Annotated in this window: 16 protein-coding genes; 8 read left to right on the forward strand and 8 right to left on the reverse strand. The window is 57.4% G+C overall.

Features of this window, described 5'->3' with window-relative positions:
* Window positions 1–65 precede the first annotated feature (65 nt).
* Genes EUU25_RS05195 through EUU25_RS05205 form a run of 3 tightly spaced genes read left to right on the forward strand, consistent with a single transcriptional unit; the run spans window position 66 to window position 3,076 of the window.
* Complete coding sequence (locus EUU25_RS05195) at window positions 66–506, forward strand: MarR family winged helix-turn-helix transcriptional regulator (protein ID WP_158898921.1); 441 nt, start codon at window positions 66–68, stop codon at window positions 504–506.
* Entirely contained in the window at window positions 499–1,545 is a 1,047-nt protein-coding gene (locus EUU25_RS05200; RefSeq protein ID WP_246162920.1) for an HlyD family secretion protein, read from the forward strand. Before EUU25_RS05195 ends, EUU25_RS05200 begins: the two co-directional genes overlap by 8 nt.
* Window positions 1,520–3,076 (forward strand): DHA2 family efflux MFS transporter permease subunit, encoded by a 1,557-nt coding sequence (locus tag EUU25_RS05205; RefSeq protein ID WP_158898923.1) that lies wholly within the window; start codon window positions 1,520–1,522, stop codon window positions 3,074–3,076. The genes EUU25_RS05200 and EUU25_RS05205 overlap by 26 nt, the downstream gene beginning before the upstream one ends.
* Window positions 3,077–3,085: 9 nt before the next feature.
* On the opposite strand, the gene EUU25_RS05210 is transcribed toward EUU25_RS05205, so the two are convergent.
* The 8 genes from EUU25_RS05210 to ffh form a co-directional block, all read right to left on the reverse strand.
* The gene (locus EUU25_RS05210) at window positions 3,086–3,733 is read right to left on the reverse strand and encodes a 2-hydroxychromene-2-carboxylate isomerase (RefSeq protein ID WP_158898925.1); all 648 of its coding nucleotides are present in this window, start codon (window positions 3,731–3,733) and stop codon (window positions 3,086–3,088) included.
* Window positions 3,730–4,512: a dimethylarginine dimethylaminohydrolase family protein gene (locus EUU25_RS05215; RefSeq protein WP_158898927.1), complete on the reverse strand. Its 783-nt coding sequence runs from the start codon at window positions 4,510–4,512 to the stop codon at window positions 3,730–3,732. The genes EUU25_RS05210 and EUU25_RS05215 overlap by 4 nt, the downstream gene beginning before the upstream one ends.
* Window positions 4,513–4,527: 15 nt before the next feature.
* Window positions 4,528–5,553 (reverse strand): aspartate-semialdehyde dehydrogenase, encoded by a 1,026-nt coding sequence (locus EUU25_RS05220; RefSeq protein WP_158898929.1) that lies wholly within the window; start codon window positions 5,551–5,553, stop codon window positions 4,528–4,530.
* A 175-nt stretch (window positions 5,554–5,728) separates the two neighbouring features.
* Window positions 5,729–6,121 (reverse strand): 50S ribosomal protein L19, encoded by a 393-nt coding sequence (rplS, locus tag EUU25_RS05225; RefSeq protein ID WP_143775326.1) that lies wholly within the window; start codon window positions 6,119–6,121, stop codon window positions 5,729–5,731.
* Window positions 6,122–6,128: 7 nt separating this feature from the next.
* The gene (trmD, locus tag EUU25_RS05230; protein ID WP_158898931.1) at window positions 6,129–6,869 is read right to left on the reverse strand and encodes a tRNA (guanosine(37)-N1)-methyltransferase TrmD; all 741 of its coding nucleotides are present in this window, start codon (window positions 6,867–6,869) and stop codon (window positions 6,129–6,131) included.
* Window positions 6,866–7,360 (reverse strand): ribosome maturation factor RimM, encoded by a 495-nt coding sequence (gene rimM / locus EUU25_RS05235; RefSeq protein ID WP_158898933.1) that lies wholly within the window; start codon window positions 7,358–7,360, stop codon window positions 6,866–6,868. Before rimM ends, trmD begins: the two co-directional genes overlap by 4 nt.
* A gap of 3 nt (window positions 7,361–7,363) precedes the next feature.
* The gene (gene rpsP, locus EUU25_RS05240; protein WP_158898935.1) at window positions 7,364–7,924 is read right to left on the reverse strand and encodes a 30S ribosomal protein S16; all 561 of its coding nucleotides are present in this window, start codon (window positions 7,922–7,924) and stop codon (window positions 7,364–7,366) included.
* 46 nt (window positions 7,925–7,970) lie between these two features.
* On the reverse strand, window positions 7,971–9,458 hold the full coding sequence (gene ffh, locus EUU25_RS05245; RefSeq protein WP_158898937.1) for a signal recognition particle protein: 1,488 nt from the start codon (window positions 9,456–9,458) through the stop codon (window positions 7,971–7,973).
* Window positions 9,459–9,736: 278 nt separating this feature from the next.
* On the opposite strand from ffh, the gene EUU25_RS05250 reads away from it, so the two are divergent.
* From EUU25_RS05250 to EUU25_RS05270, 5 genes are all read left to right on the forward strand, one after another.
* Complete coding sequence (locus EUU25_RS05250) at window positions 9,737–11,395, forward strand: putative bifunctional diguanylate cyclase/phosphodiesterase (protein WP_158898939.1); 1,659 nt, start codon at window positions 9,737–9,739, stop codon at window positions 11,393–11,395.
* A gap of 71 nt (window positions 11,396–11,466) precedes the next feature.
* Entirely contained in the window at window positions 11,467–12,273 is an 807-nt protein-coding gene (gene dapF, locus EUU25_RS05255) for a diaminopimelate epimerase (RefSeq protein ID WP_158898941.1), read from the forward strand.
* Window positions 12,270–13,523 carry a tRNA (N(6)-L-threonylcarbamoyladenosine(37)-C(2))-methylthiotransferase MtaB gene (gene mtaB, locus EUU25_RS05260; protein WP_158898943.1) on the forward strand — a complete coding sequence of 418 codons (1,254 nt, stop codon included), beginning with the start codon at window positions 12,270–12,272 and terminating at the stop codon, window positions 13,521–13,523. The genes dapF and mtaB overlap by 4 nt, the downstream gene beginning before the upstream one ends.
* Entirely contained in the window at window positions 13,520–14,452 is a 933-nt protein-coding gene (ftsY, locus tag EUU25_RS05265; RefSeq protein WP_158898945.1) for a signal recognition particle-docking protein FtsY, read from the forward strand. The genes mtaB and ftsY overlap by 4 nt, the downstream gene beginning before the upstream one ends.
* Window positions 14,449–15,078 (forward strand): inner membrane-spanning protein YciB, encoded by a 630-nt coding sequence (locus EUU25_RS05270; RefSeq protein ID WP_158898947.1) that lies wholly within the window; start codon window positions 14,449–14,451, stop codon window positions 15,076–15,078. The genes ftsY and EUU25_RS05270 overlap by 4 nt, the downstream gene beginning before the upstream one ends.
* Window positions 15,079–15,099 lie beyond the last annotated feature (21 nt).

The raw sequence follows: 15,099 nt of genomic DNA on the forward strand, positions 1-15,099 counted from the left end.
TATTTTTCTGCTGGCCCAATACCATCAGGCTTGCACATAATAAGCATAGCTATTATGTTGATGTCATGAGTGAAGATATCGGCATTTTGCTAAGCGATGCGGCCCGCCTGATGCGGCGTTCCTTTGACGGGCGCGCCCGCGCCTTGGGCGTCACCCGTCCCCAGTGGCGAGTGCTGGCCTTGCTGAGACGCTTTGACGGCTGTACCCAGGTGACCATGGCGGACATGATGGATGTGGAGCCGATCACGCTGGGCCGGATGATCGACCGGCTGCAGGAATCAGGCCTGGTCGAACGTCGCGCGGACCCCAAGGACCGCAGGGCATGGCGCCTTCACCTAACGCCTGCGGGCGAGGAAAAGATCACCACCTTACGTCCAACTGCGCTAGCCTTGTTCGAGGATGCGCTGGCAGGCCTTGATGCCGCGCAGCAGTCGGAACTTCAGTCGATGCTGGGCGTCATCTGCACCAATCTCACGCGAAAACCTCTGGAGACGGCACATGGCTGAAGCCGATCTCAAGATGGACATCAGCAGCAAAACACAAAAGAAGCCGCGCCGCCTTGGTCGGCTCGCGCTCATGCTCTCCGTTCCGCTGCTTCTGATTGCAGGCGGCGTGGGCTATTATATCGCCAACGACCATTATGTATCCACCGACAATGCCTATGTGCAGCAGGACAAGATATCGATCTCTGCCGAAGTCGGGGGCCGCATCGTCGAGGTCGCCGTGCGCGAGAACCAGCAGGTTAAAGAAGGCGATTTACTGTTCCGCATCGACCCGGAACCCTATCGCATCGCGATAGAACAAGCCGACGCCAGCATCGCCGCGGCACAGGTCCGCGTTACGACATTGCAAACCGATTATCAGACCACCGGCGTCGATATTGACAGTGCGCGTGAAGACGTGGCCTTTTACGAAAAAGAATATCAGCGCCAGTCGTCCCTGATGCAGGACGGATTTACGACGCGCGCCCGTTTGCAGGCGGCCGAGCATGCCCTGTCCGACGCGCGCAGCCGCGTTGCCTCCGCGCAGGCCGAGGCCACCAAAGCGCGTGCCGCCCTTGCCACGGGGTCCGCAGCACCCGGTATCAATCCAGCCGTTAAAGCCGGACAGGCACAGCGTGACCAAGCCATGCTCAACCTTTCCCGCACCACTGTCCGTGCACCTGTCGCGGGTATTATAAGCCAGGCAGACCGATTGCAAGTCGGCCAGATGATGGTCCAGGGCCTGCCCGGCGTCACCATCGTCGCCAGCGACCGAAGCTGGATTGAAGCCAATTTCAAGGAAACCGATCTTGCCAAAATGCGGGTTGGACAGCCTGCCGAAATCACCTTCGACGCTTATCCTGAACTAAAAGTACGCGGCAAGGTTTCCAGCATTGGCGCCGGAACAGGATCCGAATTTTCCGTTCTGCCCGCGCAAAATGCCAATGGCAACTGGGTGAAAGTGACGCAGCGTGTGCCGGTTCGCATTATGATTACCGACAAACCAAAGCGCAAAATGATCGCGGGGCTGTCGGCACATGTCCGCATCGACACCGATCAATAATCCCGACGACGTCGCGGCCTATCCGGTCAAGAACAAGGCGCTGCTCACGCTTGCCGTGATGGGCGCCAGTATCGTGCAAATTCTCGATTCCACGATCGCCAATGTCGCTATTCCGCATATGCAGACCAGCCTTGGCGCCACGATGGATACGATCACCTGGGTCCTGACGAGCTATATCGTAGCCAGTGCAGTTGCCATGCCCATAACCGGATGGCTGTCCGACCGGATTGGCAGCCGGAATTTGTTTCTGGGTGCGGTGGCGGGTTTCATTTTTGCGTCAATGCTCTGCGGCATCGCAACCGGCCTGACGGAAATGGTTATATTCCGTGTTTTCCAGGGGATTTGCGCTGCGTTCATCGGCCCCCTGTCCCAGACCATCATGCTGGACATTAACAAGCCATCGGAAGCCCCCCGGGCAATGGCCATATGGGGCATGGGTATCATGATTGCCCCGATCATGGGCCCGATGGTGGGAGGCTGGCTGACCGAAAGCTATAACTGGCGCTGGGTGTTCTATATCAACCTGCCAATCGGAATACCGACCCTGATTATATTGTGGTGGCTCTTGCCATCCCGCCCCGTTGTGCGGCGTGAACTGGACAGGTTCGGATTTGCCATGTTGGCCATAGGCCTCGCAACCCTTCAGCTGCTGCTGGACCGAGGTCAGCAGGAAGACTGGCTGCAAAGCTGGGAAATCATCATCGAACTGCTTGTGGTTATCGGTGCCTTGTGGATTTTTGCCGTCCATCAAATGACGACCAAAAGACCGATGTTCGAACGGCTACTGCTCAGCGATCGGAACTTTTTCATCGCGCTAAACATGATGCTGCTCGTCGGCATGATGATGTTCGGAATTTTCGCCCTGTTGCCGCCCATGCTCCAAAATCTGTACGGTTATAGTGTTTATGACACCGGGGTTTTGTTGGCACCACGGGGTGTCGGCATTTTGCTGGCTATGTTCATCGCTTCGCGCCTAACCGGCAAGATGGATGCGCGGATCATCATTTTCAGCGGTTTCGTCATGACTGCCTTATCGATGTGGATAATGACAAAATGGTCGCTCAACATGGATTGGCACCTGATCGTCTATACCGGCCTGTTGCAGGGTTTCGGCATGGGTTTTGTCTTCATTCCACTGAATGGCGTTGCCTTTTCCACCTTGCCCATGCGGCTGCGTACGGATGGTTCGGCCTTGCTCTACCTGTTCCGCAGTTTGGGGGGCAGTTTCGGCATTTCGATCATGACGACGATGCTCGCGCGCAACATGCAAACGAGCCATGCGGACTTGGCTGGGCACATTACCGCGTCGTCCATTCCTACGCTAGACCTGTCGACCACTGATCGACTGGGTGCATTGGGCGAAGCGGGTCTGCAACTGATCAACCTGGAAATTAATCGGCAGGCCGCGATGATCGCCTATCTGGACGACTTCAAGATAATGATGTTCCTGCTCATATTGATGAGCCCGCTGATCTTTATGCTCAAACCGGGAAAACCGGCCCCGGGCCAGCAACCGGCGATGGCAGATTAACAGCGTTATTCAGCGCGGCGCCAGACCCTTTTGCTGCATCCGCCAGACCGCCATTTCAATCCGGTCCTGCCCGAAAAAGGGCTCGCCATCAAAGACAAGTGTGGGCACGCCCCAATGGCCAGCGGCTTCGAGAGCAGCCTGATTGGAGGCGATTTCTGCGTCGAGTGCTTCGGCGTCTTCCACAGCTTCGGCATCCAGCTCGGCGAGTTCCAGTCCAGCGCGTGTCGCCGCGCCGGCGAGATGATCGCCCTCATGCCAATTCTCCGCACCGCCCCAGATCAGCCGCGACACTTCGTCACAAAAGGGCAGGCTCTGCCCCCGCCGCGCTGCAGCCTGACCCAAACGTGTGAGGCGGAAGATATAGGGTTGTTCGTCTGCGATCTCCCGCGTGATGACGTTCTGGACGATAGGATCAGGCTTTGGTGGTCCGAATGGAATGCCATGGAACTGCGCCACGCGGAACATGTCGGTAAAGGTATAGCGCAGCCAGTTAGGATGATTGCGTTCGAAAAAGGCCGGCTCACGGATTGCCAGCGGATAGACGGGCCGAAGGTTAACCATCAGATCATGTTCTTCGGTCAAAGCACGATAGCGCCGCGTGGCGAGATAACTATACGGGCTGCGAAAAGACCAGAACAGGTCGGCGGTCAGTGTCATATTTTCTCTCTCCAACGCAAAGACATGCAAGACAGGCCCGCATCGATGCGGCCGATCTGTTCGACACTCAAGCCGATGGTCGGAATACCAAAGGATTCCACAATGGCGCGGCTTTTATGAAATTCCGCACCCATCAAAATGCTGTCACGGATACGCAGTTTGTTTGCAGCTTTCTCTTCGCCTGCAGGAACCTCAACCACACGCATGCCCGCAAAAGCAGGCGAATTCACCATGGGTGCGAGGGCAAATACCGTCTCTTCATCAATCAGGCTGCACCCTGTTTTGAAATGCAGAATGCCGGGCGGCGTTTCAGCAATCTCGCCCCTTTTGCCCAGACGCGCCAAAAGCGAAATCAGTTCTTCCGCGCCTGCACGATCCGTACGATTGGACAGGCCGATCAGAACGCGATCCCGAAGAACCAATATATCCCCACCGTCGGCATGGCCCGGCCCCTGCATGTGCAGAACGGTTTCAAAACGATCTTCAAGGACGGGCGAAAGTAAAGCCGATTCCCCTGCCCGGCTTGGCGCCGCGAGGTTGAGCACTATGGCCCCTTCGCCAAAGACCAGCGCAGGGTCTTCCACAAATATGGAATCGGGAAACTCTTCCGATGCCGCAAGCTGCGTCACATGCAGCCCGAGTCCCTCGAGCGTCCGGACATAAGCCGCATGTTCGGCGCATAGCGCCTCAAAATCAGGGTCCGGCCCATCCTCTGCCCGCAGCCCTGCCACGACAGACGCAGCAGGGCTTCGGACGATGGCATGGCTATAATCAAACATGCACGGTGACCGGAATTACCCCTTCTTCAAATGCCGCCGTCCCAAAAGTTCAGCGATCTGCACGGCATTCAAAGCCGCCCCCTTGCGAAGGTTATCGGACACGCACCAGAAGGCAAGTCCGTTATCGACAGTGGGGTCTTCACGAACGCGGCTGATATAGGTTGCATCGTCGCCTGCGGCTTCGATTGGCGTCGCATAGCCGCCATCTTCCTGCTTATCGACCAGCATGATGCCGGGCGCTTCGCGCAAGATCGATTTTGCCTTGGCTGCCGACATTTCACGATCATATTCGATGTTCACGGCCTCGCTATGTCCAACAAAGACAGGCACTCGGACGCAAGTGGCAGTCAGCTTGATCTTCGGATCGAGGATCTTCTTGACCTCGACCATCATCTTCCATTCTTCCTTGGTATAGCCGTCTTCCAGAAAGCTATCGATGTGCGGAATGACGTTGAACGCGATCTGCTTGGTGAATTTCTTCGGCTCGGCGCTGTCGCCGACAAAGATATTGCGGCTCTGTTCGAACAGTTCGTCCATGCCTTCCTTGCCTGCACCGGACACCGACTGATAGGTTGATACCACCACGCGAGTGATGTTCGCATAATCGTGCAAAGGCTTCAGCGCGACCACAAGCTGCGCGGTCGAGCAATTGGGGTTGGCGATGATATTCTTGCGCTTGTAACCGTCAATCGCATCCGGGTTCACTTCCGGAACGATCAAGGGAATGTCCGGGTCCATCCGGTGAAGCGAGCTGTTGTCGATCACCACGCATCCGGCCGCAGCCGCAATAGGCGCGAATTTCTTGGTTGCGTCGGAGCCAATCGCGAAAATCGCCATGTCCCAACCGGCCCAGTCGAAATTCTCGATATTCTGGACCTTCAGCATTTTGCCGGTGTCGCCATATTCGATTTCGATACCTTGGCTGCGTGAAGACGCCAGTACGGCTACTTCGTCTGCGGGGAATTCACGCTCGGCGAGGATGTTCACGACTTCGCGGCCAACATTTCCCGTCGCGCCCGCAACTACGATACGATAACCCATAAATGTTTCCCTCAGTTGCGTCATGCTGAACTTGTTTCAGCATCTTAATTAAGACCCTGAAACAAGTTCAGGGTGACGGGTGTGGATGCCGCATCAGCGACAAAGAAAAAGGCCGGGCTCTTTGTGGGAGCCCGGCCTTTCATGTTCGGTTTAAGAACGTAAGCGAGCCCCTGCCTTATTCGGCAGCCTCGGTGGTCTTAATAGTGCGTGGGTCGCGGCGTTCGGCGATACGCGCCTTCTTACCGGTCAAGCCACGCAGATAGTAAAGCTTCGCACGACGTACGACACCCTTACGGACAACTTCAATGCTGTCGATGTTCGGGCTGTACAGCGGGAAAACGCGCTCAACGCCTTCGCCGAACGACATTTTGCGTACGGTGAAGTTGGAGCCCATTCCCTTATTCGAACGCGCAATGCAAACGCCTTCGTAATTCTGGATACGCGTGCGGTCACCTTCGATAACCTTCACGCCCACCTTAACGGTGTCACCCGCGCGGAACGCCGGGATTTTCTTGTTTTCTGCCAGTGCCGCGATGGCTTCGGCTTCGAGTGTCTGGATGAGGTTCATGCCCCATTTAATCCTTATTCTTCTGTTGCACGTTAGAGGCAGGCTGAACCCGAGCGTCCTTGTAACGCCCCCAAAGGTCCGGTCTGCGTAACCGAGTATCTTCCTCCGCCCTTTGTTTCCGCCAGGCGGCGATTTTCGCATGATCCCCCGATCGCAACACTTCAGGGATCATCCGCCCTTCCCAATCACTGGGTCGGGTATAGTGCGGATATTCAAGCAATCCTTGTTCAAAGGACTCCTCGTCACCGCTGGAAGTCGCGCCCATTACGCCGGGAAGCAGCCGAATGCAAGCGTCTAACAGCATTAAAGCGCCAATTTCCCCGCCGGAAAGCACGATATCGCCCATCGACACTTGCTCGATCTGCGGCCGCGCGTCGAAAAGACGCTCGTCAAAGCCTTCGAAACGACCACATAGCACGGTCACACCGGGGCCCGAAGCCAACGCGCGGATGCGTGCTTGGGTTATAGGCGCGCCGCGCGGGGTCATGGCGAGGATCGGTGCAGTCGGCTGCCGTGCAAGGGCGTCGTCAACAGCCGCCGCCAATATATCCGCGCGCAGCACCATCCCTGCCCCGCCGCCAGCCGGTGTATCGTCAACCGTGCGGTGTTTGTCCGTGGCGTAATCGCGGATATGGATGGGTGCGCAGGACCATTTGCCTTCCTCCAAAGCCCGTCCCGCCAGCGACACGCCAAGCGGCCCCGGAAACATTTCGGGGTAGAGCGTCAGAATTTGGGCGTGAAAGCTCATATTACAAAGTCGGCATCAATAACGATGCGGTCGCCCCATTCGGGCACGGCCTCTTTCGTCATAGGCACCATGAATTTTTTGCCCGGTTTACCGTCTTCGGGTGGCAATTGGATTTCCAGCACGTCGCTCGCACCGAAATTTTCGACGGCGATGCAGGTGCCAAGGTCCGTGCCTTCGGTGGACACGCAGGGCAGCCCCAGCAGGTCGCTGTAATAATATTCGCCCTCACCCAACGGCGGCAAAGCCTCGCGTGGGACGGTCAGCAGGGTGCTACGCAGCTTTTCCGCTGCGTTGCGATCGTTGATTTCGGCAAAGCGCGCAATGGCGCCGTCTTTGGTGGGGCGCAGCGATTTGACCGTCAGCGCGCCATCATTGAAGCTTTTATACTGTTTGAGGCTGTCGATGCTGTCGGCAAACAGCTTCAACCGCACCTCACCCGTCACGCCATGCGCGCCCGAAATGGCGGCCAGCGTGACGGTGGTGTTCGGCAAGGCTTAGCCCTCTGCCTTTTCTTGCGGAGCTTCTTCGGCTGCAGGTGCAGCTTCTTCAGCAGCAGGTGCTTCTTCGGCTGCGGGCGCAGCTTCTTCAGCGGCAGGCACTTCTTCAGCAACCGCTTCAGCCGGGGCTGCTTCTTCTGCAGCGGGAGCTTCTTCGACTACTTCGGGCTCTGGCTCAGGTGCAGGCGCAGCGGCGGCGGCAGCAGCGGCTTCGGCAGCTTCAGCGGCCTTGGCAGCCTTGTCTTCTGCGCGATCCTTGGCTTTCTGGCCAGGCTCACCCTTGTTCGGGTTGGTCTTCGACTTGCGCTCCTTGACACCTGCGGCGTCGAGGAAACGGGCAACGCGGTCCGAAGGCTGCGCGCCTGCGGCCAACCAATGCTTCGCACGCTCACCGTCCAGCACAACGCGCAGGTCGCTGTCCTTGGGAAGCTGCGGGTTGTAGCTGCCGATACGTTCAATGAACTTGCCGTCGCGCGGTGCGCGGGCGTCGGCTACGACGATTTTGTAATAAGGACGCTTCTTGGAACCGCCGCGTGACAAACGCATGGATAATGCCATAAAACTAACTCACCTTTCTGGTATTAAATTATATTAAATCCGAAACTTATTTCTTTTTACTAAGAAGTCGTGCGAGGTCAGGGGGAAGTCCGCCTGCTCCTCCGCCCATACCGGGCATTCCGCCCATTCCCGGCGGCATCGCGCCGGGAGGCAGGCCGTGCATACCCTCCATCGCCCCGCCCAGATCTGCGCCGCCCTTGCCGCCAAACATCGCAGCCAGGCCCTTCAGCCCGCCCATCTTGCGAATGCGCTTCATGGCGGTGGCCATTTCCTGGTGCATCTTGATCAGCTTGTTCACATCCTGCACCGTCATGCCCGAGCCCTTGGCGATGCGTATTTTCCGCTTGGCGTTCAGCAATTCCGGCTTCGCCCGCTCTTTTGGCGTCATGGAGCCAATGATGGCGTCCATATGGACCAGCAACTTGTCGTTCATGCCGCTGGCGTCCATGGCCGCCTTGGCCTTTTTCATGCCGGGCATCATCCCCGCCAACGCGCCAAGACCACCCATTTTGGTCATCTGGCGGAACTGCATGCGCAGGTCGTTCATGTCGAACTGGCCCTTGGCCATTTTCGCGGCGAGCTTGTCGGCTTCGTCCTTGTCGACGATTTCCGCCGCCCGCTCGACCAGACCAACGACGTCGCCCATGCCGAGGATGCGGCCCGCAACGCGCTCAGGGTTGAACGCTTCGATAGCGTCCAGCTTTTCGCCAACACCCGCGAATTTGATCGGTTTGCCGGTGATCGCGCGCATCGAAAGCGCCGCACCGCCGCGCGCATCGCCGTCCATACGGGTCAGCACGATACCGGTCAGATCAACCCGCTCGCCGAAATTCTTGGCGACATTGACGGCATCCTGGCCCGTCAGCGAGTCCACGACGAGCAGTATTTCCTGCGGCGTCGAAACCTTCGCCACCGCCTGCATTTCGTCCATCAGCTGCTGGTCGACGTGGAGGCGTCCAGCCGTATCGAGCAACAGCACATCAAAGCCCTGCAGCTTTGCGGCCTGCATCGCGCGCTTGGCGATGTCGACGGGCTGCTGCCCCTGCACGATCGGCAAGGTCGCGACTTCGGTCTGCGTTCCGAGCGTTGCAAGCTGCTCCTGCGCGGCAGGGCGGTTAACGTCGAGCGACGCCATCAGGACCTTTTTGCCCTGCTTCGCCTTCAGCATCTTCGCGATTTTCGCGGTCGTGGTGGTTTTACCCGAGCCTTGCAGACCGACCATCATGATGATCGCCGGCGGCGCAACCGCCAAATTCAGGTCGCTCTGCTCCGCACCCAACATCTCGACGAGCGCATCGTTGACGATCTTGACGACTTGCTGGCCGGGAGTGACCGATTTCAGGACCGACTGGCCAACGGCCTTTTCGGTCGCCTTGTCCACAAATTCCCGGACAACTGGCAGGGCCACGTCGGCTTCCAGCAAAGCGACGCGCACTTCGCGCATTGCTTCGCGGACATCAGCCTCGTTCAACGCACCGCGACCACGCAGGCGGTCAAACACCCCCCCTAACCGGTCGCTTAGCTTGTCAAACATGCGTCTTCCTTACCAAAATACCCGTTTCCGGGCATAAACGAACAAAAAGCCGGTGAGCGAAACTTCGCCGACCAGCCTGGAAAAGATTGATTTTCCATAATTTCAGATACGAGCCTTCGCCCGATGAGCGGGTCCTTAGTCTGATTATATGCCAAATGCAAGAATCTTTGCGCAACCGCGCCGCCCTGCCCGTTTTTCAAGTTTATACTGAACCGAATTTAATCAAATCTTGACCTTTCCAAGTGCATGCACGTGCATGATTGGAATGCGCAAAAGCTATGGAACTACAACCATCTGAGGCAGAGAAGGTGACGTTGCCGAAAGTGGCACGGGAGGGCAAGGGCCGCCGTGTCATGTACGGCTTCGTCATGTTCGCAGCGATTGCCATGTTTGTAGCAATTGGTGGTGAAGTCGGCGCACAAACAGTTCGTTCGATCATCGGTGACAATCAAAAGGGCACCGACCAAGTCATGGTCACCGCTTTGTTGCTGAATATTGCCCTGATCCTGCTGATCTGGCGCCGGACGAGCGTGCTGAGCGATGAAATCGACGTATACCGCAAGGCGGAAGTACGGGCGCAGCATCTGGCCATGACCGATCCATTGACCAATTTGTTCAACCGCCGCGCAATCAAGGAAAAGACTTCCGAACTCAGCGCCCGCGCCTCGCGTCGTGGCAAATCCATCGCCTTTTTGATGGTGGACCTCGATGGGTTCAAAAAAATCAACGATCTGTATGGCCATGACAGCGGCGATTTCTTGCTGCGCGAAGTTGCAGACCGGATGCGCGATGTCGTTCCGCCGAGCAGCGTGATCGCCCGACTGGGTGGTGACGAGTTTGGCATATGCGTCGTGTTTGAACCGGAATATCCGGAATCGGTCGATCGCATTGCCGAAGATCTGGTCGATGCCCTTGCCCGCCCCGTATCCATTTCCGACAGCGAACAGACCGTCACCGCTTCGGTCGGCATAAGCCGCCCGGAACTTGATTGCGATTCAATCGACATGCTGATCCGCCGGGCCGACATCGCGCTGTACGCTGCCAAGAAAAATGGGCGGAACGGTTATAGCTGGTTTGAAAGCGGCATGGAGGTCGAGTTGCGGTCGCGCAATTCTCTGGAAGGCGACATTCGTGCTGCCATACCCAATGACGAATTTGTGCCCTATTTCGAACAGCAGATAGACCTCAATACCGGTGAACTGGTCGGATTTGAAATGCTGGCTCGCTGGGTCTCACCCGTTCGCGGGCTCATTTCCCCGGACGATTTCATTCCCGTCGCCGAAGAAACCGGTATGATTGGCGACCTGTCGCTGAGCATCATCCGCAAGGCCATGATTGAGGCGAAAAACTGGGACCCGAAGCTGACCATCTCGGTCAATATTTCGCCGGTCCAGTTGAAGGATCCGTGGCTCGCCCAGAAAATCGTCAAGCTGCTGGTGGAAACCGGCTTCCCGGCCAGCCGTCTGGAAGTCGAAATCACCGAAAGCTCGCTGTTCAAGAATCTGAGCCTCGCCCAATCGATTGTCGGAAGCCTTAAAAATCAGGACATCCGCATCGCGCTTGATGATTTTGGCACAGGTTATAGCTCGCTCGCCCATTTGCGTGCGTTGCCGTTCGACCGGATCAAGATTGACCGCAGCTTTGTATCCTCCATGTTCGAAAATGCCGAGAGCGCCGCAATTGTCAGCGCTATCGCCGGACTTGGCGCCAGCCTGGACGTGCCAATTACGGCCGAAGGCATTGAGGATGAAGAAAGCATCGCCAAGTTGAAAGCACTTGGCTGCACCAAGGGACAGGGTTGGTATTTCGGTCAACCGATGAATATTGATCAGGTTCGCACGATGCTGACGCAGAAAGATCTGATTACCAACCGACGTCGCCATAGCAATTCTGAAGCCGTACGGCCTGACGACTATGAGGAGCGCAAGGCGTCCTGATAGCGTAAATGTCCTGCGGGACGTTGGATGAATTCTGGACTTGAGCGCACACTGCCCCTAAATCGCGCGGCATGGCGCGTGGTAACTTTCATAAAATGCATGGACTGGGCAATGATTTCATAATCATTGATACCCGGACATCCCCTGTGGAGATGACCACAGCGCGCGCGCGCGCTTTGGCTGACCGAAAAACCGGAATTGGCTGCGACCAACTGATCCTTCTCGAACCCTCCGATATGGCGACGGTCCGGATGCGGATATTCAATCAGGATGGCAGTGAAGTCGAATCCTGCGGAAATGCGACGCGGTGTGTCGTATCGCTGCTCGGGCAGGATGCAACGATCGAAACCGACGGCGGAAAGATCGACGGCGCCTACCACGAAGACCGTATTACGCTCCAAATGCCGCCCCCCCGTTTCGACTGGCAGGATATTCCACTCGCATTCGCGATGGATAGCGCAGCCATGCCCATGGCTTGGGATGAACTGGCAAACCCGATGGCGGTAAATGTCGGCAATCCCCACGCGGTCTTTTTTGTCGACGATAAAGACGCGATCGATTTGCTTCATCTGGGGCCACAAATCGAACATGACGCCGCCTTCCCCGAACGCGTAAACGTCAATGTCGCGTCGGTCCGGGACGGGGCTCTGTTCTTGCGCGTCTGGGAACGCGGCGTCGGTGAAACACGGGCCTGCGGCACGGGCGCATGTGCCACGGCAGTCGCCGCCATCCGGCAAGGTAAGGTAGCCTCACCTGTCACCGTCAATCAGGCTGGGGGCAGTTTGACCATAGGCTGGGAACCGGGCGGGCTGATCGAAATGACCGGCGGGGCGACTTATGTTTTCATGGGCGAAGTCGACTGGGACGATTTCGGGTGAGCAAGGTTGAAGTCATCAGCATGGGATGCCGACTCAATCTGGCGGAAAGCAACGCGCTCGCCGAACAGCTGGCGGATCAGGATGATGTCGTCATCGTCAACAGCTGCGCGGTGACAAATGAAGCCGTGCGCCAGACCCGGCAAGCAATCCGGCAAGCGCGCAAACGACGCCCCGATGCCCGCATCATGGTCACAGGCTGCGCCGCACAGGTGGAGCCCGAAACCTTCCGCAATATGCCCGAAGTCTCGGCTATTTTTGGCAATGCCGAAAAACAGGACCCCGTTTTGCTCAACCAGATCGTGCAGAGCCCCGACCGTCCCGTCGTCGTATCCGACATCATGACGTTGCAGCAGACCGCGCCGCATCTGGTCACCGCCTATTCGGGAAAGACCCGGGCCTTTGTCGAGGTACAAAATGGCTGCGACCATCGCTGCACCTTTTGCATCATACCCTATGGTCGCGGCAACAGCCGCTCGGTTCCGGCGGGCAGCGTGGTCGAGCATATCCGCACTCTGGTCGACAAAGGCTTTAAGGAAGTCGTGCTGACCGGTGTCGATGTTACAAGCTATGGCCCTGATCTGCCCGGAAAAGACAATCTGGGCCTGCTGGTGGAGCGGATTTTAAAGCTTGTTCCTGATCTGGAACGGCTACGCTTATCGTCCATCGATGGCGTTGAGATTGACGAGCGCCTGTTTGCGCTGCTGACTGGTGAACCGCGCCTGATGCCGCATGTTCACCTGTCGCTGCAGGCAGGCGACAATATGATCCTGAAGCGGATGAAGCGCCGGCATAGCCGTGAAATGGCCATCGACTTGGTTGCGCGGATGAAAGCCTTGCGTCCTGAAGTCGCAATAGGTGCCGACATCATTGCCGGATTTCCGACCGAAGATGATTCGATGTTCCAGAACAGTCTCGATCTGGTCCGCCAATGCCAGATCGTGCATGGGCATATATTTCCCTACTCCCCCAAATTGGGAACGCCCGCCGCGAAAATGCCGCAAGTCCCGGCAGATCAGATCAAGGCGCGTGCCAAGGCGCTACGCGAAGCGGTCGCCGCCGAACACAGCGCATGGCTCGACAGGTTGACCGGTTCGGTGCAGAAAATTGCCGTCGAAAAAGGTGGTCGTGCTGGTCATGCCGAAAATTTTGCTTATGTGGGTCTCAACAGGCCAATGCCCGAAGGCAGCACCGTGTCGGCCCGCATAATAGAGATAAAGGACGGTATGTTGCACGCAGAGGTCATTGCATGAGCGAGGAGAAAGCAGGTTGGAAAGACCGGCTGTTTGGCGGGCTCAAAAAGACATCGAGCAAGCTGACCGACAATATCACCGGTCTGGTCACCAAGGCGAAGCTGGACACCGAGGATCTGGACGAGATTGAAGATGCGTTGATCGCATCGGATCTGGGTCCGGCGATGGCCGCGCAAATCCGGGAAAAAATTGCCGCCGGACGTTTTGAAAAAGGCATTGATGCCGAAGGCATCCGGCAAATTGTAGAAGATGAAATTGCCGCCGTTCTGGCGCCCGTCGCCGAACCGCTCGACATCGATGCGTTTCCACGGCCCCAAGTTATCCTTGTGATCGGTGTGAACGGGTCCGGCAAGACGACAACCATCGCCAAGCTGGCCCATCTGTTTCTGGAGCAGGATTATGGCGTCATGCTTGCCGCAGGCGATACATTCCGCGCCGCGGCCATTGGACAGTTGAAGGTCTGGGCGGACCGTATCGGCGTACCGATTGTGACCGGCCCTGAAGGCGGCGATGCCGCAGGGGTGGTGTTTGACGCGGTCAAGCGCGCTACGGCCGAAGGTATCGATGTTCTGATCGTCGACACCGCAGGACGGCTGCAGAACAAGCGCGAGTTGATGGACGAACTCGCCAAAATCCGCCGCGTCCTCGGCCGCCTCAATCCTGAGGCGCCGCATGATGTCGTGCTGGTTCTGGATGCCACGACCGGGCAAAACGCCCTGTCGCAAATCGAGATTTTCAAGGAAGTCGCCAATGTTACCGGCCTCGTTATGACCAAATTGGATGGCAGCGCGCGCGGCGGTATATTGGTTGCAGCAGCCAAGCAGTTCGGCCTGCCGATCCATGCCATCGGCGTCGGTGAAACCATCGATGACTTGCGCCCCTTCAACGCGCAGGATCTCGCCCGCGCGATTAGCGGCGGTGCGCAATGACATCCGAACCAACGGCAAAAAAGCCCTCGGGCTTGCTTAACTTTGCGCTCGATTTCGGGCCGTTGCTTATCTTCTTTCTGGGTTCGCGTTTCGGCCATTCCGACACCGACCCCGTGCAAGGGCCTCTGGCCGGTACGGCGGCTTTCATGGTCGCGATTGTAATCGCCATGATCGTATCGAAATGGAAAATCGGACGCATCTCGCCCATGATGAAGATGTCGGCGGTGTTCGTTATCGGGTTCGGCGCGCTGACCTTGTGGTTCCGTGATTTCGGGTTCATCCAGCATAAGGCAACGGCAGTCTATCTGCTCTTTGCCGCGATCATCCTGATCGGTTGGCTGCGGTCAAAGCCCGCGCTGAAATATCTTCTGGAGCAGGCCTATGACGGGCTGAGCGAGCAAGGCTGGCTGAAATTGTCCCTCAGTTGGGGCATCTTTTTTCTGGTTCTTGCCGGGTTGAACGAGGCGATGATCCCGTTGCTGACCAGCGACCAATATATCACCGTCAAAACATTCGGTCTGCCCGCGCTAACCTTTTTGTTCGCGATGGCGAACATCCCCATGCTCTTGCGGCATGGTTTGAATTTGGGCGATGAAACAAAAGATGGGGGCACGCCCGGCTTGTAAGACAACCCGCGCTTGGCTAGT

This window comes from Sphingorhabdus lacus, from assembly GCF_009768975.1.
GTDB lineage: Bacteria > Pseudomonadota > Alphaproteobacteria > Sphingomonadales > Sphingomonadaceae > Sphingorhabdus_B > Sphingorhabdus_B lacus.